Source organism: Helicobacter pylori, assembly GCF_011175115.1.
GTDB lineage: Bacteria > Campylobacterota > Campylobacteria > Campylobacterales > Helicobacteraceae > Helicobacter > Helicobacter pylori_DF.
In genome coordinates, this window is record NZ_SHOW01000001.1 from 62,855 (window position 1) to 82,551 (window position 19,697).

Annotated in this window: 22 protein-coding genes; 8 read left to right on the forward strand and 14 right to left on the reverse strand. The window is 35.6% G+C overall.

The genetic code is table 11. From position 1 onward, the window contains the following. Window positions 1–8 precede the first annotated feature (8 nt). Window positions 9–428 (forward strand): hypothetical protein, encoded by a 420-nt coding sequence (locus EXS92_RS07925; RefSeq protein ID WP_341848038.1) that lies wholly within the window; start codon window positions 9–11, stop codon window positions 426–428. Beyond that, window positions 421–1,428 carry an Alw26I/Eco31I/Esp3I family type II restriction endonuclease gene (locus EXS92_RS00290; RefSeq protein WP_242673969.1) on the forward strand — a complete coding sequence of 336 codons (1,008 nt, stop codon included), beginning with the start codon at window positions 421–423 and terminating at the stop codon, window positions 1,426–1,428. The genes EXS92_RS07925 and EXS92_RS00290 overlap by 8 nt, the downstream gene beginning before the upstream one ends. Before the next feature lies 1 nt (window position 1,429). On the opposite strand, the gene EXS92_RS00295 is transcribed toward EXS92_RS00290, so the two are convergent. The 3 genes from EXS92_RS00295 to EXS92_RS00305 form a co-directional block, all read right to left on the reverse strand. Next, window positions 1,430–2,749, reverse strand: a complete 1,320-nt coding sequence (locus tag EXS92_RS00295) for a DNA (cytosine-5-)-methyltransferase (protein WP_021171622.1) — start codon at window positions 2,747–2,749, stop codon at window positions 1,430–1,432. A gap of 19 nt (window positions 2,750–2,768) precedes the next feature. Next, window positions 2,769–4,364, reverse strand: coding sequence for an Alw26I/Eco31I/Esp3I family type II restriction adenine-specific DNA-methyltransferase (locus tag EXS92_RS00300; protein ID WP_001914487.1), 1,596 nt, complete (start codon window positions 4,362–4,364; stop codon window positions 2,769–2,771). Window positions 4,365–4,426: 62 nt separating this feature from the next. Beyond that, window positions 4,427–4,606, reverse strand: a complete 180-nt coding sequence (locus EXS92_RS00305) for a hypothetical protein (RefSeq protein ID WP_000761854.1) — start codon at window positions 4,604–4,606, stop codon at window positions 4,427–4,429. 156 nt (window positions 4,607–4,762) lie between these two features. Between EXS92_RS00305 and EXS92_RS00310 the strand changes: the two genes are divergently transcribed. Next, on the forward strand, window positions 4,763–5,560 hold the full coding sequence (locus EXS92_RS00310; RefSeq protein ID WP_001874647.1) for an IS1595 family transposase: 798 nt from the start codon (window positions 4,763–4,765) through the stop codon (window positions 5,558–5,560). 819 nt (window positions 5,561–6,379) lie between these two features. Further along, window positions 6,380–7,246 (forward strand): 5'-3' exonuclease, encoded by an 867-nt coding sequence (locus EXS92_RS00315; RefSeq protein ID WP_078262076.1) that lies wholly within the window; start codon window positions 6,380–6,382, stop codon window positions 7,244–7,246. A 99-nt stretch (window positions 7,247–7,345) separates the two neighbouring features. On the opposite strand, the gene EXS92_RS00320 is transcribed toward EXS92_RS00315, so the two are convergent. Beyond that, window positions 7,346–8,596, reverse strand: a complete 1,251-nt coding sequence (locus EXS92_RS00320; protein ID WP_165515098.1) for an outer membrane family protein — start codon at window positions 8,594–8,596, stop codon at window positions 7,346–7,348. A gap of 167 nt (window positions 8,597–8,763) precedes the next feature. Here EXS92_RS00320 and EXS92_RS00325 point away from each other — a divergent pair, with 167 nt between their 5' ends. The 4 genes from EXS92_RS00325 to fur all read left to right on the forward strand — a co-directional run bounded on the left by EXS92_RS00325 (window position 8,764) and on the right by fur (window position 11,795). Then, window positions 8,764–9,630 carry a DnaJ C-terminal domain-containing protein gene (locus EXS92_RS00325; protein WP_165515100.1) on the forward strand — a complete coding sequence of 289 codons (867 nt, stop codon included), beginning with the start codon at window positions 8,764–8,766 and terminating at the stop codon, window positions 9,628–9,630. 9 nt (window positions 9,631–9,639) lie between these two features. Beyond that, entirely contained in the window at window positions 9,640–10,011 is a 372-nt protein-coding gene (locus EXS92_RS00330) for a heat shock protein transcriptional repressor HspR (RefSeq protein WP_000332994.1), read from the forward strand. Next, window positions 10,008–11,183 (forward strand): replication-associated recombination protein A, encoded by a 1,176-nt coding sequence (locus EXS92_RS00335; RefSeq protein ID WP_165515102.1) that lies wholly within the window; start codon window positions 10,008–10,010, stop codon window positions 11,181–11,183. Before EXS92_RS00330 ends, EXS92_RS00335 begins: the two co-directional genes overlap by 4 nt. Before the next feature lie 159 nt (window positions 11,184–11,342). Further along, the gene (gene fur / locus EXS92_RS00340; RefSeq protein WP_001253273.1) at window positions 11,343–11,795 is read left to right on the forward strand and encodes a ferric iron uptake transcriptional regulator; all 453 of its coding nucleotides are present in this window, start codon (window positions 11,343–11,345) and stop codon (window positions 11,793–11,795) included. Window positions 11,796–11,815: 20 nt separating this feature from the next. Here fur and EXS92_RS00345 read toward each other — a convergent pair whose 3' ends face one another. From EXS92_RS00345 to EXS92_RS00390, 10 genes are read right to left on the reverse strand one after another with little or no spacing between them, the layout of a single operon-like run. After that, a complete protein-coding gene (locus tag EXS92_RS00345; RefSeq protein ID WP_077652644.1) occupies window positions 11,816–12,319 on the reverse strand; it encodes a DUF2147 domain-containing protein in 504 nt (167 codons plus the stop codon). Next, the gene (locus EXS92_RS00350; RefSeq protein ID WP_165515104.1) at window positions 12,316–12,852 is read right to left on the reverse strand and encodes a NanQ anomerase/TabA/YiaL family protein; all 537 of its coding nucleotides are present in this window, start codon (window positions 12,850–12,852) and stop codon (window positions 12,316–12,318) included. The genes EXS92_RS00345 and EXS92_RS00350 overlap by 4 nt, the downstream gene beginning before the upstream one ends. Window positions 12,853–12,880: 28 nt before the next feature. Then, window positions 12,881–13,744 carry a flagellar motor switch protein FliY gene (gene fliY / locus EXS92_RS00355; protein ID WP_165515105.1) on the reverse strand — a complete coding sequence of 288 codons (864 nt, stop codon included), beginning with the start codon at window positions 13,742–13,744 and terminating at the stop codon, window positions 12,881–12,883. A 3-nt stretch (window positions 13,745–13,747) separates the two neighbouring features. Beyond that, on the reverse strand, window positions 13,748–14,812 hold the full coding sequence (gene fliM / locus EXS92_RS00360; RefSeq protein WP_000763570.1) for a flagellar motor switch protein FliM: 1,065 nt from the start codon (window positions 14,810–14,812) through the stop codon (window positions 13,748–13,750). Further along, window positions 14,805–15,572, reverse strand: a complete 768-nt coding sequence (locus tag EXS92_RS00365; RefSeq protein ID WP_165515107.1) for an RNA polymerase sigma factor FliA — start codon at window positions 15,570–15,572, stop codon at window positions 14,805–14,807. The genes fliM and EXS92_RS00365 overlap by 8 nt, the downstream gene beginning before the upstream one ends. Then, window positions 15,550–15,864 carry a hypothetical protein gene (locus EXS92_RS00370; RefSeq protein ID WP_001265941.1) on the reverse strand — a complete coding sequence of 105 codons (315 nt, stop codon included), beginning with the start codon at window positions 15,862–15,864 and terminating at the stop codon, window positions 15,550–15,552. The genes EXS92_RS00365 and EXS92_RS00370 overlap by 23 nt, the downstream gene beginning before the upstream one ends. Window positions 15,865–15,868: 4 nt before the next feature. Further along, window positions 15,869–16,753, reverse strand: coding sequence for a flagellum site-determining protein YlxH (gene ylxH, locus EXS92_RS00375; RefSeq protein WP_001064473.1), 885 nt, complete (start codon window positions 16,751–16,753; stop codon window positions 15,869–15,871). Further along, on the reverse strand, window positions 16,750–18,126 hold the full coding sequence (flhF, locus tag EXS92_RS00380) for a flagellar biosynthesis GTPase FlhF (protein ID WP_165515529.1): 1,377 nt from the start codon (window positions 18,124–18,126) through the stop codon (window positions 16,750–16,752). Before flhF ends, ylxH begins: the two co-directional genes overlap by 4 nt. Continuing rightward, window positions 18,123–18,611, reverse strand: coding sequence for a 2-amino-4-hydroxy-6-hydroxymethyldihydropteridine diphosphokinase (folK, locus tag EXS92_RS00385; protein ID WP_039089665.1), 489 nt, complete (start codon window positions 18,609–18,611; stop codon window positions 18,123–18,125). Before folK ends, flhF begins: the two co-directional genes overlap by 4 nt. Beyond that, entirely contained in the window at window positions 18,611–19,690 is a 1,080-nt protein-coding gene (locus EXS92_RS00390) for an aminopeptidase (protein ID WP_165515109.1), read from the reverse strand. The genes folK and EXS92_RS00390 overlap by 1 nt, the downstream gene beginning before the upstream one ends. Window positions 19,691–19,697: the final 7 nt, after the last annotated feature.

Sequence of the window (19,697 nt, forward strand, 5' to 3'; positions counted from 1 at the left end):
GGACTGATGTGCCACGAAATACAAAATTATTACATCCAGATTTTATTAACTACATGTATTCTATTATAAACCATCCAAATTACAGCGGTCTTCCAATAAAAAATAAAAACAATGGAGAATATATATGGCTTGCACCAGCTGATACTGAAATAGGAAAAGACAGGATAAAATGGTGTATTAATAAAGCATATGAGCTAAAACTTATTGGTGATATAAGTCAATCATATCCAGGAATATATGCTGATGTGATGTTGAAAATTCATCCTACAAAATATAAAATTTGTCAAATTTGTGGAAAGAGTATGTCTTTATTTTATCATTATCCTAGCAAAAATTTTCTAAAATCATTGAACGACACATTTAATAGCTACTACACAATATGTGACCATATTTCTTTTATATGGGATGACCTTATGATGAATGGTTAACAAAATAGATTTGGCTAGTTTTTTTATTGAAAAAGGCGATTTAAATTTAAATCATCAAACAGCAACAAAAGATGAAATAATTAATAGTCTTGAATATGCTTGTAGAAAAGGCAATAAAAAGTGTCTTGGTCCAGGTGCTATGTCAAATTTTCCAGATAGATTTGATGGTTTTCATTCTTACAATAGATGTTGTAGAGAAATACAAGATTTAGGTAGGTCGCAAGAAAATTTAAGAACCTATACAAAAGATAGGAGAGCTTATGAATATTGGAGTGATGGCAATATTCACGCAGCAAACCAATTTATGGGAAGTAATTTTTTTAATGGAATATCAGCCGACCATATAGGACCAATTTCTCTCGGTTTTATACACGACCCTTTATATTTGCAACCAATGTTAAGTGGAGAAAATTCATCAAAAAGAGACAGATTAACAATAATAGATATAGAAAATATAATAAAAATTCAAAATAGAACAGGCGTGTATCCAATATCGTGGTATTCAATAAGATTATGGGACTATATACAGAATAACTACAAAAACAAGTCAGATAAAACATTATTGCTGTATAGGGATATGCTGAAACAAAATGTGATGAATTTTATGTTTATATTATATTCTATTTTGACTTTATGCCCAAAAAATGGTAAGAATTTTCTAATTCAAGCATTTTTAGAACCAAAACGCAATTATTTTAACTGGACTTATAACTTTAACAATATGGGGGAAATTGTTTCTCAAAAACCTAGACATTTTACTGTGAGAAATCAAGATGAGTTTGATAGGTATAAAAGAATAGCATTAGAATCCGTATTCGAATATAACAAAAAAGATAATCGTAAAAACAATAGCGATTTAAATAGCGGTGAATGTGTTAAATTGGCTCAAATTCGTCAATATATTGAAGCAAATGCTCCAAATGCACAGGTAATTACATTATTTAATGAACTTATGGCGATGATACAAATAAGATTGATTAGTAAATATCAAGAACTTTAAATCAATCTTGTATTTTTGCTATATAATCTTCATACGATAAGTGATTTCTTAAAAAATCAATAGTTGCAGTGTTGACATTATTTGATTTATATTTTGCACTTTCACTGCATTCAATTATTTCTAAATCTTTTATTGTGTCTTTTGCCGTAATTTGTTTTTTTGCTTCAATTGTAATTGGTTGCGGAAAAAGTTCGCTCGGCATAATATTTAAATCATCTCTTGCACATATAATTATAACTCTTCTTCTTTTTTGTGAAACACCAAACTCGTTTGCAGACATAACTCTACCATTTGTATTGTATCCTAATTCTGAAAATAATTGATGAATTTCTTTATATATTTTCCCTTTTTGGTAGCTCAAAAGCCCCTCTACATTTTCAAAAACTATTATTTTAGGCTTAACCTTTTTTATAACATCGATAAAATCACGAAAAAGCTGATTTCTTGGGTCATTATCAGCTCTAAAACCTGCCATAGAAAACCCTTGACAAGGCGGCCCACCACAAATAATATCCGCACCTTGTTCTAATGCAATACTACTTATTTTATTTTTTATTGCTTGTTGAGTAATATCTCCACACAAAACATTGATTTCAGGATTATTAACTTTTAGCGTAATGCAAGCACTTTTATCTATATCGTTGCCTAGTAGCGATATAATTCCAGCCTTTTTAAATCCTGTCGTCATTCCGCCTGCTCCACAAAATAAATCTACCGATTTATAGCAACCTATTTTATCTTTTATTTTTTTTCCAATCTGATAAGCTAAAAAAACAGGAACTGCATTTCCTACTTGATTAAGAATTTCTTTTTTATTTCCATAAAAATAATAATCATCTTGGAAAGTTTGAAATCTTGCTGCTTCCCTAACTGAAATTACTCTATTATGAATAGGATGAACATAAGTTCCGTTTCCTGGTCTATTAAAGCAAGTTGTTATTGTATAACTTGGTTTGTTGTAGTCAATTCTACCATACAATGTAGTTCTCCCACCAGTTTGTGCTATTTTTTGAAGTCTTTTTGATTTCTGTCTGGTTTCTTGTCTAATATGTTTCCAGTTTCCACCTTGTGGAACCGTTTCTATCATTTCTATATCTAAATCGCTTAATTTAGATGTTGTGTGATTTAATATATATCCATTATATAATGCGATATATTTTTTTATTATCATCATAGCAACCTTTGATTCAAAATCGTTCAAGTTATCCAAACAATTATAAGTTTCCACGCCTTTTTTCAGTATGCTTTCAGCGTATTCAATCGTGAATGTTGGAATTATATTTTTTATATCATTATAAAACTCTATTGTATATTTTTTCATTGTTTTGTTTCCTTATATTTTACAGCTCGTATGCTAAAATAGATAGTTTTTCTATTTCATCAAGTAGTTTATCATTTTTTGTTTCAAGATATTTTTTTGTTTTTTTAGATATTTGTTCTAAAAATTTTGAATTGATAGGAATTGGGAAATTATCTATTTCATAGTTATTTATATGATTATTTGTGCTTGTAAGTTTGAATAACCAATTTATAGTTTTTGAATTAAACAACCCAAGAATTGAATAAGTATCTATATTATATTTGTTTGGTGTAATATATATGAAATTACAAGAATTTGCTAATATATAATCTGTTGGAATATGAGCAAAAATAACTCTTCTATCTTTATGTATATTTGCAATTTGTTGACACGCTATTCTTACACATTTTATATATTCTTTTTTTTGTGTTTTTTTTATAAAATCTTGCGACACATAGTTTATTATACTATTTTCTTTTAAGCTAAACAACCCAATATCTCTTCCCCTAACCAACGGAATGCCATTCTTTATTTCATTAAAATATTTTCTATCGGCAGTTAAATCTAGCTCACCTCTAGAATTGATAATAAAATCCAAATCTTTAACGCTTGGAAATTTTCGCAATTTGTCTAGCGTTAAAAAGTCATTTTCTGAAATCGCAATAATAGCATTTCCATTATTTTTATTGATAATATTTTTTATTTTAACTGATATTGTTTCATTTGGCTTATTGCAAAAATCTGTAACTATATCAATGGTTTTTGTCTTTTTTGTTTTAGAAATCAGCAAGGAACATAATGCTTGTTTTGCATTAACAAATTTATTATTTTCTTGAATTATTTTTATAGAGTGAAGAAAATTATTTGTCAATATGTTTATTCTTAATTTTTCACAACTTTTATCAGCAAGCAACGAAGATGGAACAAGTAGTGATATAAACGAATTGCTATTGCTGTATTTTTCTAAGATTTCTTCTATAAAAATTTTATATAAATTTAAAACACCAGTATTTGAATATTTAAAATTCTTTTTAACAATTTTTGCAATGTCTCTATATTTTTCTTTATCGCTATTATAATCAGCTTCTCTCTTATATTGTTTTATTTCAGCTTTAAGATTTTTATATGGTGGATTTGTTGCTATGATGTCAAATCTTTTATTTTCAAAAACATCATCAATATTTATGTATTCAATTTTATTTTTTGACATATCAAAAACCAATCCCGAAGCTATATGGGAATCAAAATAAGTATCATCTAGCGTAATCTTCCAATAATCATAAACGATAAGCTGTAATGATTTTTTATAAAACCCCAATGCCTGTTTGTTTATATCGGCTACATATATATTATTGATTAGTTTTTTTGCTTCTTCTTGTGTTTTTATCATATTCCGAACTGCTTTTAGATACGAAAAAACAAAATTACCTGAACCTACACAAGGCTCTAAAAAAGTAAATTCATAAATCTTTTTAGGCTTCACATCTAACTTAGAAACCAGTTCAAACATCATCACATCTGTTAAATATAAATCTGTGTAATAACTACCTGTCCTTTTTTTTGTTAAGCTTTCTATCTCTTTTTCTGCTTGGTAACTATTTGTTCGTATATTGTTCCAAAGTGTTTCGTTGTTCATTTTTTACCAACCACTTCTTGCCTCCAAGTATCAACCACCTGAATTATATCATCATCTTTTGGTTATGATAATATATCAAGCACTGCTTTCATAGCAATAGGCTCGTTTGTTTCTCTTAGCCACTCCATATATGTTCGCTCTGAAATTCCTAGTCTGCTCGCCATTTCTCTTTTAGTTATATTTTTTATCTCTTTTGCTTCTATAAGCTTATGAATTTTATGAATTATTTGTGCTAATTTCATATCTTTCCTTTTATAATTTTGTGATTATACATTTTTAAATATAAAAAATCCATAAGTTTTTAAATTTATTACATTTATATGTAGATAATTTAGATTTATTTAATATATATAATATAAAAATTATAAAATAATTAAACTACACTAAAAGAAAACAAAATGACACAACATTTCTTGCTATCATCAAGAGCTAAACAACTTTCACTTCTACAAATAGCAAAGATGAGCGATAGTGAGGCGTTAAAAACATTTGCTGATATTAGGTGGCATAGCAATGGTGGAAATCCTATCTGCCCACACTGTGGTAATGCAGGTAAAATTTATCTCATCACTACAAGAAACGAATATAAATGCAATGAGTACCATAAGAGATTTAGCGTAACAAGAGGAACGCTTTTTCACTCTCATAAACTACCACTTCAAATTCTGCTTTGTGCTATCGTGTTATTTGTAAATGCAGTTAAGGGTATTTCGGCATTACAACTAAGCCATGATTTGGATATTCAGTATAAGAGTGCATTTGTATTATTGCATAAACTTCGTGAGAGCTTAATTAATTATCAAAGCGATGAGCCATTTAATGAAGTGTGCGAGATAGATGGTGTATATGTAGGCAACTACATAAGACCAAAGAATAATATAAATGATAGAATAGACAGACGAAAGACATTTAAGCCTAATAAGAGAGTGGTCATCTCACTTCGTCAAAGAGATGAGATAGGTAGTAGTGCCAATAAGAGTAGGACTTTCGTATTAAAGAGCGAAAATGCTTTTGACATAAACAACATAGTTCGTAAGTATATCTTGCGTGGTAGTGAAGTGCATACCGATGAAAATGTATGGTATAGTGATTTGTCAGATCACTATACTCACAAGGTGGTAAATCACGCTATTGAATATATGGGAAGTAGTGGCGAGAATAACAATCAGGCAGAGAACTACAATGCCATAAACTAAGCACGCTATATTTATTAAACTATGCAAATGAGATAAGTTATAGAGAGAACACTAGACGACTTAATAATGGAGCTATCTTTAAAGATATTTTAGGTAAATGCCTTAATAAACCTATCTCAAATGAATTTTGTGGATACTAGCAAGGCAATTATAGAGTAAGCGAAAAGCCTGGTGCTTAAATAATCTTATAAGTTATAGAAGTCTTGTTTTATTATGTTTCTTTGTTTTAGTTTGCTTATTGCATAGTAGATATTTTGTCTAAATTTGGCTATAAAATGGTTATCTGCGGTAGAATTTGCGAATAGATAATCAACTTATCTCATCTATGGTGCTAGGCTTGTTTTTAAGACACTCTAAGATTTTTTTGATTAGCTCACCACACCTAAAATACGAAACAGCTCTAACGCTTTTACTTTTGATTTCATTTAGTTTAAAATTTGGCTCGAATATATTAGTATTGTTTTACCTATTGTTTCAAGATCGTTTATAAGCGTTTTTATTAGCTCTTTTTGGTGCGTGATTTGCCCTTGGAGCTCTGAATGCTTGGCTGCAAGGGCTGAAATAATGTGAGATTGTAGCATTTTTTATTTCTTTTGATTTTTTTTTAAAATTTAAAAGGAATTTTAGCGGTAAAAGTAATTAAAATCTAGGTGCGTTTGCTACATAATATCAAAAGAGCTAAAACAAGCAATAATCTCTTAAAATTTAGCGTATTTAATGAGAATAGAGCTAATTATTATTAAAATAACTTATTATTTGCTATATATTTACTATAATAGTTTAACTTTTGAAAAGAGAAATTCAACTTAAGGATTAACCATTAGACAAGCGTTTAACAAAACAAGATTCACGCATTCAAGAACTCTTTTACTGGACATTGATTGCGTTATCCCTAATATTGTTAGGCGTTTGCTCTCTAATAAAACGCTCCCCAAAAGATTCGCCGCTTATAGCTTGCAAGAAGTGGGCGTTATTTTTCTCACCACTCAAATTTTATCTATCATGCGCAAAACCCGTTGCTCTAAAACGCTTTTTTTTATCACTAGGGGCAGAGAGAGTTTCCGCTACCAGCTGTGCGATCATTACAAACAAAAACGCCACCAATTTGATGAAGGTTTTAGATCCCTTTTAAAAGCTCTCAAAATCGCTTTAGTGGAAAAATACCCTCTAAAAAAAGGGGCTAAAATCCAGGGCGAACATTGTTTTGAATATGAAGCCGATGATATTATCTCTTTTTACAAAAAGAAAGACCCCAACAATTATGTGATAGCCAGCATGGATAAGGATATTTTGTATTCCAATAGAGGCTCTCATTTCAACCTCAAAACGAACGCCTTTTTTAATGTGAGTCAAAAAGAAGCCCATTTTTTTGCTTATTACCAATGCGTTGTGGGGGATAAGGGGGATAATATTAAGGGGGTTAAAGGGATTGGCGGCTTCAACTATAAAGATTTTTTAAACGAAGACGCTAAAGAGCATGAACTATGGGAGCAGATCATTCAAGCGTTCAAAATTAAAGAAGATTTGAGCGACAGCGAAGCCAAAGAAAAGGCTCTATTAAACATGCGTTTAGTCAATATGCACCAGATGACCCACCATGGCGTGATCAAACTATGGGAGCCTGAATTTAAAAAAGCTTTTTTCCCTAAAAAACCCCAAAGACCTGATTTTAAAAGAATTTCTTAAAACACTTTTAAAACAAAAACTTCTTTTAATATTGATTTTTTAAAAAAGAAATTATCGCTTGCTTTTGGCAAGCCCTTTGCTATTGATTGTTGGCATTTTTTAAAACAAAAACTTCCCAAAAAAGACAAAAGAACTATCTCCAAGGCTTTTTCTCGTGGCTTTAGAATTATAAGCATACACATACCCCCCACCCATATCAAAAGACAAATCCCTATAAGTCCAAACCCTAAAACTGCTCATCAAAGAATATTCTTGGTAATCCCCAAAAGCCACCATCGCATCTAAACGCACCCTTTTAGTCTTAAGCCCTAAAAAAACATAGCCTGAAATGCTAGAATTAGCAAAATAAATCGCTGGCACACCGGGCGCGTTGATCCCACGACCATAGAATTTGGTTCTGTCGTTAAAAGTCCATAGATAGCCCTTATTGTTCCTTGCCGGAACGATATAAAAACCCGTTCCAAAATTAAAAATTTGGTATTTAAAAGTTTGATCGATCAAAAACAAGCCGGCATTTTTAGTGCTTGTAGCCGCATCAGTGTTGCCGTATTGGTACATGCCATGCACTAGAGTGCGCGAAGTGAGACCCTTAGCTAAAGAAGCGTCATACTCCAACTTACCCCCCACCTGCACTAAAACATTTTGAGTGGGCAAAGGCAAGCGGGTGTCCGTTAAAATAAAAGGAACCACTTTAAGATTTTCATGCCTGTATTCTGTGCCTAAAACAAACACTTCCCCCCCCACATACAAGCGTTTAGACACAGGGTCATAAGACGCTAGAGCGTTTAGGGAAGTAGCGATCCGATTCCCTTGCTCTTTATTGATCTGATGCCCATTATAAAGCATGCTATCCATAAAAATCCCAAAATAACGCATGGAATTTTGCTTAAAAGCCACAGAGATCCCTTGAATATTGCCCCCTATCCAATCAAAATCCACAAAATCGGTATTGAAACGCCCTAAAGCGATTTTAAAACGCTGGTTAGTGTATTGAAGATACGCATCAGAAACATCGCCAGCGCTCAAATAAGGTTTAACGTTGTTAGGGTTACCAAAAAAATTCCCTAGACTGATGTAAAGGTTAGCCAAACGCTGTTTGTTATAAATATTCCAAGCCCCAATAGCCCCAATACCAAAGGACCACCCATTGCTATAAGAAAAATCCACCCCAAGACGCGCTAAAGCCCCCACATAGCTATGAGGGTTTTTTTGCGTCCCTTGATTATACAATAGCCCCAGATAGCCAAAAGGTTTGATGGCGATTTCTAAAGCTTTCAAAGACAGGCCATTACAAAAAAGGATCCCTAACGCTAAATAATAATATCTTTTCTTATTTTTCTTATATTGCATTAAAAACTCATCGTGGATTTAAACTCAATATTTTAGTTAAAATTCCTTTTAATTGCGCTGAAACGGGTTTAAAATCTCAATGACCACTAAACATTATCAATAAACTTGATTGACTAACACTAAAGATTTATGATAGTATTCTAATAAAACTATTTTAAAGGTGATCCATGAGTAAGAGTTTATACCAAACTTTAAACGTGAGCGAAAACGCCAGCCAAGATGAAATCAAAAAATCCTACCGCCGTTTAGCCAGGCAATACCACCCGGATTTGAATAAAACCAAAGAAGCCGAAGAGAAATTCAAAGAAATCAACGCCGCTTATGAAATTTTGAGCGACGAAGAAAAACGCCGCCAATACGATCAGTTTGGCGACAACATGTTTGGGGGGCAGAATTTCAGCGATTTTGCCAGAAGCCGTGGTCCTAGTGAAGATTTAGACGATATTTTAAGCTCTATTTTTGGGAAAGGAGGCTTTTCGCAAAGATTTTCTCAAAACTCGCAAGGCTTTTCTGGCTTTAATTTTTCCAATTTCGCCCCTGAAAATTTAGACATGACCGCCACTTTAAATGTCTCTGTTTTAGACACCCTTTTAGGCAATAAAAAACAAGTGAGTGTCAATAATGAGACTTTTAGCCTTAAAATCCCTATCGGCGTGGAAGAGGGCGAAAAAATCAGGGTTCGCAACAAAGGGAAAACGGGGCGAACGGGTAAGGGCGATTTGCTCTTAGAGATCCATATTGAAGAAGATGAAATTTACAGGCGCGAGAAAGACGATATTATCCAAATCTTTGATTTACCCTTAAAGACGGCTCTTTTTGGAGGGAAAATTGAAATCGCTACTTGGCATAAAACCTTAACCCTAACCATTCCCCCCAACACCAAAGCGATGCAAAAATTCCGCATTAAAGAAAAAGGGATCAAAAACAGAAAAACTTCGCATGTGGGGGATTTGTATTTGCAAGCTCGTTTGATCTTACCTAAAACGGAGACGCTTTCTAATGAGTTAAAAGCGTTATTAGAAAAAGAATTGTAAGGAGGAATCGTGTGCGATTATGATGAACCGCTTTATTTAATCAGTGTTGTGGCTAAAATCTTAGGCGTGCACCCTCAAACCTTGCGCCAGTATGAAAAAGAGGGTTTGATAGAGCCTAGCAGGACTGATGGGAAAATGCGTTTGTATTCCCAACGAGACATGGACAAAATCAAAACGATTTTACGCCTTACAAGGGATATGGGGGTTAATCTAGCGGGCGTGGATATTATCTTGCGCTTAAAAGAAAAGCTTGATGAATTAGACAATCTCAATAAAGAACTGCAAGACGCTCTGCACAAACACTCTAAAAACACCAAAACCCCAACGAAAAATTTGAACACCCCTACGAATTTTTACGAATTGATTTTATTTAAAAAATGAGCCTGACTGTGCTTTTAAACCCAAAAAGCCTAGAAGATTTTTTAGGCCAAGAGCATTTAATAGGGAAAGACACCCCCTTATTTAAAGCCTTAAAATCCAAACACTTCCCCCATGCCTTTTTCTATGGCCCTCCTGGCGTGGGTAAAACAAGCCTGGCTCAAATCATCGCTCGCTCCCTAGAGCGCCCCATTCTTTCATTTAATGCGACGGATTTCAAATTAGAGGATTTACGCCTTAAGCTTAAAAATTACCAAAACACCCTTTTAAAGCCTGTTGTTTTTATTGATGAAACCCACAGACTGAATAAAACCCAACAGGAATTTTTACTCCCCATTATGGAAAAAGATCACGCTCTAATCTTAGGGGCTAGCACGCAAGATCCTAATTACAGCCTAAGCCATGCGATCCGCTCAAGAAGTTTTATTTTTGAATTGACCCCCCTAAACAAGAGCGATTTAGACAAGCTTTGCACTAAAGCTTTAACATTGCTCAAAAAACAAATAGAGCCTAGCGCTAAAACCTATCTTTTAAACAACAGCGCTGGCGATGCCAGAGCGTTATTAAACCTTTTAGATTTGAGCGCTAAAATAGAAGATCCTATCACTTTAGAAACGCTGCAATCCTTACGGCCTCATAGCCTAAATGACGGATCTTATAGTGATGATACGCATTATAATCTTACTAGCGCTTTAATCAAGTCTTTAAGAGGGAGCGATGAAAACGCTTCCATTTATTATTTGGTGCGCTTGATTGCTGGCGGGGAAAACCCGGAATTTATCGCCAGAAGGCTGGTGGTTTTTGCGAGCGAAGATATTGGTAACGCTAACCCAAACGCCCTTAATTTAGCCGCTTCTTGCTTGCTTTCAGTCAAACAAATCGGCTACCCTGAAGCGCGCATCATTTTAAGCCAATGCGTGATTTATCTGGCTTGTTCGCCTAAATCCAACACGGCTTATAGAGCGATCAATCAGGCTTTGGATTGCGTTCAAAAGGGCTTGCTCTACCCTATTCCTAAACACCTACTGCCTAACGCTAAAGACTATCTTTACCCACATGATTATAACGGCTATGTCAAACAAGATTATTTAGAAAAACCCCTCAATTTGGTTTCTTCTCAAGGCATAGGATTTGAAAAAACCCTTTTAGAATGGCTTGATAAAATAAGAAATTGATCTTATAAGTTACATTAAAATGCGACAATAGTAATAAAAAATCAATATTTTTTGATTAAATTAAAATAATAATGAGTTTTATCTATGTTTCATCGCATTATTATTGTATAATAATATTCTAGTTATAAAAATCATTTTACGGATAAGGAAAATATCAGCATGAGAAGGTTAGAAACTTTGGAATCCATTTTAGAGCGCTTGAGGATGTCTATCAAAAAAAACGGACTCAAAAATTCAAAACAAAGAGAAGAAGTGGTGAGCGTTTTGTATCGCAGCGGCACACACTTAAGCCCTGAAGAAATCACGCATTCTATCCGCCAAAAGGACAAAAACACCAGCATTTCTTCAGTCTATCGCATTTTGAATTTCTTAGAAAAAGAAAATTTTATCTGTGTTTTAGAAACTTCAAAAAGCGGTCGGCGCTATGAAATTGCGGCTAAAGAACACCATGATCACATCATTTGTTTGCATTGCGGTAAGATCATTGAATTTGCAGACCCTGAAATTGAAAACCGCCAGAATGAAGTCGTTAAAAAATATCAAGCCAAGCTGATTAGCCATGACATGAAAATGTTTGTGTGGTGTAAAGAATGCCAAGAGAGTGAATGTTAAAAGGTTTTAAAAAAGCTAGCTTAGATAGGGCTATCTTTAATGGTTTTAAGGACTTCGTCCAAGTTAAAACGCTTGAGCTTTAGATTTTTGATTTCTTCATCGCTCAGGCGTTTCCAGGTGAAGGTTTTGCCCACATACCCCCATTTGTCATAGCTTGAAGTGAATTCCAAATCCCCGTTTGAATTTTGAGTGACTCTCACATGGTAGGTCTTGCCGTCATAAAAATTATACGCCTTACCGCCTTTATAAGATCGTTTTCCAACCTTAATCAAATCGCTTAAAAACACCACGCCTTTATCGCTGCGATTCCTTAGCTTTGGGTTAGGGTTAAGCTTGTCTTTTTTGGCTTTAGAGCCATCCACATCAGAAATACCATAGGCATAGAACTTCCCATTATGCTCAAAAAACTCCACAAAAGAGCTTTTCATGTATAAAAATTCCTGAGTTTGATAAACTCCAGGCAACTCTACAGCCCCTAAAAAACAACAAAAAACTAACGCTACAATAAGACTCACCAATTTCATAATTTTAATTTGATCAATCCTTTAGGCACTTTAACGACCGCTTTAAAAATCGGCTCTTCCCTATATTTTTCAAAAGACTCCCCATAGAACCTCAACGCATGCGCATCGCTTTCAAAAAAAATAGCCAGCATGCCCGCATTCAAACGCAAAAAAGAAGCTTCACTAACCGGCTCATAAACGATCAAATCTCTTTTTTCATCATAAGAGGTTTTAATGACAGCCCTATTTATATCTGCCACTTTAGCCCCCTCAATGCCTTTGATGATCAATTGGAAATCCACATATTGTCGGTGGCTTTCAAAAAAGCCTTTCTCGCTTTCTTTAGCATGCTCTAAACAATAACTCTGCTCTATGCTAAAAATGCCATGCCCTAAAGGCACTTGAAATTCTGTATTAGGATCGAGGTTTAAAACCCTTTGATTCGCTTTACTACCCTTTTGCATGATCTCTTTTAAATACGCATGCAAAATTTCTAATTCTTGCGTTTTTTTAAACAAATGCCCAAGAGAGCTTAATTCCCCAAAAATAGCCATAATCCTTCCTTCTTTACTTTAAAATGGTTTAATTTTTCAGTTGCTCTAAGCGTTCCTTTTTAGTGCCAATATCTGTGATCTGAATGCCAAAATTCCCATCCACGATCACCACTTCGCCCTTAGCGATCACCTTGTCATCTACAAGAATTTCCAAAGGGTCATTCACCAATTGATCCAACTCTACCACGCTCCCTATATCCATAGAAACCACATCTTTTAAAATCATCTTTTTTTGCCCGATACGCACCTTAACGTTCAATTTCACGTCTAAAAGCATGCTGATATTGCGGATCTCTATGTTTTCTAAAGACGCGTCATGGGTTTTAGCTTCTTCAGTAGCACTCTTTGTCGTTTCTTCTTTTTCTTCTTTATGCGTTTTTTCAAATTGGCGCTCAAAAGCCTCCGTAGTCAATAAAACGATTTGGCTTTCTTTGATGGCTTCCATTTTAAAAGAAAACACCATCGCTTTAGTATAATCTTCTTTTTTAGGAATCTCTTTAGCGATTTCAGCGTTCGTGGTAGTGAAATTGAGTTTGGGGAGCAATTCTTGAGACTTCAAACTTGTAGCGATCGCGCCAAAAATATTAGAAGCCATTTCTTTAAAAGCGTCTAAATCGTCATTATCCATTTCTTCCTTACTCGCTCCCTCACCTCCTAGCATCAAATCGCTCAAAGCGGTAACTAAATCTACCGGAGCCAATAACTCAACAGGACTCTCTTCTTTTTCAATCGCGCTAATTTTAACTCTTGCATAAGGCACGCTGATTAATTTCAAAAAAGATTCGTCGCTACTAGAAATTTCTTTTTCTAATCCCACGCTTGGAGCCTTACCCACTAACCCTTCTAAAGTAGAGACAACCTCTTGAATAAAAATTTTAATAAAATCTTGCATTTCTCACTCTTCTTCTATTTTCATAATATCGCCCACTTTGCCTCTGCGCTGCTCTTCTAGCATTTCTAAAATTTCTTTAGTGCGTTCTTTTTCGCTATAGATCACTTCTTTAATTTGAATAGTTTTCCTATACCCTTGAAACCCCACACTCGCTAAATAACGCTTTTTTTTATGCACATACACGCTCACTTCATCGTTAGCGATTTTATTCAACCGGATAGTATCCCCCACATCTAAATCCAGCATTTCTTTCAAACTCAATTCCACCGCGCCCAAAAACACCATCATATCCACGCTCACCCCGCTCAATAGCGCTTGCAATTCCTTATTACGGCTCTTTTTGGAGTTCGTCTCTGAAAGCATCAAATCCCTACTCCCCATTTTAGAAAGAATACTCTCAATGGAAATCACCGGGTAACAAATATTCATCATCCCACGGCTATGCCCAATGATAATCTCTAAAACCACCATGATAGAAATTTCATTTTGAGCGACGATTTGGACCACATTCGCGCTGGATTCTTTAGCGTCAATGGTAGGATACATCTCCACCACAGGCGACCACACTTCTTTTAAAATTTGCATCACCTGGCGTAAAATCGTATCCAATAAATTCAATTCAATATCGCTAAACTCCCTATTTTGATCATACGCACTCCCCTTGCCCCCTAATAGCCTGTCAATCATAGGGAAAGCGATACTAGGATTAATCTCTAAAACCCCCGTTCCCCCCATAGGCTTCATGGAAAAGACATTAAAACTCGTAGGGCTAGGCAAACTCATCAAAAATTCGCCATAAGTCATTTGATCCACGCTATGGAGCTGGATCTCTACAATAGAACGCATGATAGAAGAAATTTGACTGGAAAGATTCCTAGCCATTTTATCATGGATGCTCCTAAAAGAGCGCAGTTGCTCCTTACTCACACGATTAGGGCGTTTGAAATCATAGAGGGTTACGCTACGCTGCGGGATAATATCTTTTTTTTGGACATTTTGAATATCCACATTTTCATCAACGACTTCTAAAAGCGCATCAATTTCTTCTTGGCTTAAAATATCAGCCATGATCCACTCCTAAGGATTTACGCACCTTTTTAATCGCTTCTTTAATGATTTGAGAAATGCGCGATTCAGTGATGCCTAAAATCTCTTTAATCTCGCTCAAATTCAACTCTTCAAAGTAATAAAGCTGGATAAGGATTTGCTCTCGTTCGCTCATTTGATTCAATACTTTTTGGACATGCTCTAACAGCTCTTCTGCTTCAATCTTTTTAGTGATTTCATCTTGCTCAATCGCATTGAATTGCTCATCTATTGGCACTAACGCATAAATATCTGAAGCCGTTTTAGCTTCTCTAATCTTTTCAATATTTTCTCCTAGAGCTTCTGCTAAATACGCATCGCTAGGCTCTTTCCCATGCTCATTAAGGTGTTTGGTAATTTCAGCATCAATGCTTTTAATGAGTTTCCTGCTAGAGCGAGAAATCACATCTAAAGAACGCAAATAATCTAGCATCGCCCCATTGACACGAGTTTTAGCATACCCCCAAAAAGAATCGTTTAACGCGCTCTCATAACGCCTGGCTAATTTAATCAATTCTTCAGTGCCAATGGAAACCAGATCGTTAAAATCAATAGAGCTGGGCAAGCGCTCTTTTAAACGAAACGCCATCGCGCGCACGGCCGGTAAATACTGGATAGCGAGATCGTCTTGATGGTGGTGTTGTTGCTTATCATAGGCGTTCAAAACCTTTTCTATATTTTTTTCGCTGGTTTCAGTTTTTTGAATTCCTTTGGGCATTCTATTTTCCATCATCAAAATCATAACTTCTAATGTATTCTAAAATACTAGCCACTTCTTTTTCTCTGTTCTTAAACTCATGGTTGAAACGAAGCAAGCTCTCTTCAGTGCCTTTTTTGTCAAAAAGACAAATATCTAAATCCGTGCAAGCGATAAAAATAGACGCAAACAACAACGCGATCAAGTATCCCCCAAGCGTGGATAACACCGTCCATAATAAAATGCTCTCTGGCTCATTGAATTTCAACACCGAAAACACTAACCCTAAAAAAAACCCTACCACAACAGAAAAATGGATAAAATTTTGAACTCTCATCAGTCTACCCCAAATACTTCAAAAGCCTTTTAAAAAAGCTTTTCAAACCTTCTTTTGGTATTTCTAAAGCGCCGGTTTCTAATTTAGAAACCAAAAGACCCGCTATCTGATCAATGGATTGCGAAAACAAATCATTAGGGGCTATTTTTCTCAAAATTTTGCGCTCCCTCACATAGCGTTTCAATAAGGAGCTGTTTTCAATCGCTCCTAAGTAATGCAATTCTAATGAAGCGATATTGTTTTTAGCCACCTTAAACAGCCTTTCATAAGTCGCCCTACCCTCTTTAGGTTGGGCTACCATGTTAGCGATAAGGAACAATTCATCTTTATTCTTGGAGTTGATTTTAATGCATGCATACGCATCCGTAATCGCTGAAGGATCGGGTGTGGTAACAATCACCACACAATCGCTCGCATTCAAAAACGCTTGTGTCGTGGCTCCAATCCCAGCGCCCGTATCAATCACAATATAATCTAAAGAGCTTAAAACCCCCTCTTCATCCACGAATTGATCTAAAGCTTCCGCGCCGCTAATGTATTTTAAAATTTCTTCACCGCTATCCCCAGGAATTAAGCAAAGCCCGGGTTCAATCTCGCAAATGATTTCTTGCAATTTGGCTTCACCTTTTAAGGCATGCAAGATATTTTTATGGGTTTTCACCCCAAAAATGACGTCTAAATTCGCTAAACCAATATCCGCATCAAACACCCCTACCTTATAACCTTTCTTGTATAAAGAGTAAGCTAAATTAGCGCTAATGTTGGATTTCCCCACGCCCCCCTTACCGCTTGTGATAGCGATGAATTTGGTATTCCCCTTATTATCAAAAAAACTTTTGGGGTTTTTAAGATTCATCAAATTATCCAAGCGGCTCGCTTGATTGTTCATGCTTGTTCCTTATTAGGGTTACTAAAGCCATCTAGCATGCAATCCACTAAATATTCATTAGTAGCCACTTTCAAATCCATAGGCACTTCTTGCCCAACAGAAAGATAGCTGATAGGTTTTTGGCTTTCATGCACTAAAGAAAACAAATTCCCTAACCCCCTACTCTCATCTAATTTCGTAAAGATTAAAGTGTCAATCCCTAACACCCCAAAAGAATCATAAATATCTTTCATGTCTTCATACTTAGTGGTAACTGAAAGCACTAAGGACACATCAATATTATAACCCCCATCTATAAATTCCTTCAAACCGGCAATCTTTTCTTTATCGTATTGCGAATGCCCTGTCGTATCCACTAGAATAAAATCGCAATATTCCAAAGCTTCAATTTCTTTAGCAAAATCCTTAGCATCAATCACCGCTTCTATACTCATTTTCATTTTATTAGCATACCAGCTTAATTGTTCCAAAGCCCCAATGCGATAATTGTCTAAAGTGATAATGCCCACCTTGTATTTTTTCGCTAGCATCCTAGAATAGCGTGCGGCTAATTTGGCTAAAGTCGTCGTTTTCCCCACGCCTGTTGGCCCTACAAGCATTAAGATGCGTTTTTGCCTTAAATTCAAATCTTCAGGGCGACACAGGATCATTTTACGCAACACTTCTCTAAAATAGCGCTTGATCGTTACGGAATTTTCCCGCATGCGTAAAGGCATCAATTCCAGGCTCAATTGCATGATTTCATCTAAATGGCTGGGTTTCATGCCGCTTTGTTTGGCCAGTTTGTAAATTTCGGCAAATTCTTGAGGGATATTGACAGAATTGGGGTTTTTCTCATCCCAAAACATGTTTTGAATGAGTTTTAAGCTGTCTCTGATTTTACTTAATTGCGCATTAATATCTTTAATTTCTTCTTCTTGTTTGACTTCTCTTTTTTCTCTTTCTTTTTTATGATTAGCTTCATCTTTTAAGGCTTGCAATAAAGCGTCCTGCTTATTAGCCTCTAATGGCATATCCTCTAACGGAGCGTCTTTTTCTAAAAGAGTTTTATTTTTTGAAAAACTATAGTTGCGCTGATTAGATGAAACCCCGGCGAGTTTGCGCATTTCTTCTACAGTGCTTGAAAGCTGCATGACCACATCTTCTTCATTCAATTCTTCATCATACAAACTCTCTGGAATGAGGGGGGCTTTAGGGGGCTTGTTTTCGCTCTCTTCTTCAACCGCCACAACGATTTCATAAAGCCCAGAAGAAGTGAGCGTTTTTTTACGGATTTCTTGGGTTTTAAACACCAGCGTATCCACCCCATGGTGGCTTTGAGCGATCTTTAAAGCTTCAGCGGCCGTCTCCCCACTATAGGTATAGAATTTCACCACTCCCCTCTTTTAAAAAGGATTTGTTGTAAAGTTAAAGGCACTAACACCGAGTCTCTTTCACTCCATTTAGGGTGAGGTAAAGTCAAATCGTTCTGCCTTAAAATGACTTGGTTGAAAGCGATAATGTCAATATCCAAAGTTCTTGGAGCGTCTTTAAAATCGCGCTTCCTTTTGCGCCCAAAACGCCTTTCTATATAAAAAACCAAAGCAAAAAAATGGCGTAAACTTAAAGATGTTTTAAGGATAATCGTAGCGTTATAAAAGTTAGGTTGATTAGTGTAACCAAAAGGCGGATTGATATAAATGGGCGAAGAAAAAATTTTCCCAATCTTACTATGATTTTTAAAATATAAAAAACAATTTTTTAATATTTTTAAAGGATTTTTAAGATTAGATCCCAACCCTAAAACCACCCTGTTAGAAAAATCAAGCCTTTTTTTAAAAAGGCTTGGGAAAAAGCGGTTAGTAAGGATCTCTCGCATCACAAAAGCTCTGCCCTAGAATTTTTAATCACCACTAAATCCTCAATGCGCACCCCAAAAAACCCAGGGATATAAATCCCAGGCTCTACAGAAAACACCATGCCCTCTTCTAAAATGGTTTCACTGCGCGATGAAATATAGGGAAGCTCATGGATGTCTAAGCCAATGCCATGCCCGGTGCTGTGAGTGAAATACTGCCCATAACCATAATCGCTAATCACCCCCCTAGCTAAGCTGTCCGCTTCTTTACCGGTCATGCCCGCTCTAATGCCTAAAATAGCCTTTTCTTGCGCTTCTTTCACAATGTCATAGATCTTTTGACGCTCTTTATCCTTGAAACTCTGCTCCCTTTTGAACACAAAGTCTTTAGGGTCAAAAAAAGCCGTGCGAGTCCTATCAGAGCAATAGCGTTCGTATTTGATCCCCATATCCAAAAGAATGCTATGATCCGCTTTTAAAAAATCCTTCGCGCTAGGCAAGGCATGGGGTTTGCTCGCGTTCGCATTCAAGGCTAAAATAGGCTCAAAACTCAGATCATAAACCCCCTCTTTAGTCAAAAAGTCTTTAACCTTATGCTGCAAATACCGCTCGCTCAATGACTCTTTTTCATCAAAAATCTTTTTCACATACTCGGCAAAATTTTCAAAAGCTTCAACATTCAGCGCTTGAGATTTTTTGAGGAGTTGGATCTCATGTTCGTTTTTAATGATGCGTTTTTGGCGGTGGTAACTAGGCACGCCCTCTAAAATAACCTTGTTCCCAACCGCTGAATCCAAACGCTTGTAGGTTTGTAAATTCACTTGATTGGGATCAAAGAAGAGCTTTTTAACCGAACTCTTTGTGATCAAGTCAATCGCACTTTGGACTAAATCGCTAGACTCTATCACTTCCGCTAAAACGCCCTTTTTAGGCTGAAGGCTTTCTCTAGCTTCTTGGGTGTAACGAGAATCAGTGATAAAGAACGAGCGATCCTCTAATTGCAAAAACAAAGCGTTATCGCAACTATAAGCGCATTCAAAAAACATCGCATTTTCATTGAGCGTGAAATGCGATTCTCTTTCTATTTCTAATCCTCTCATCAATAAC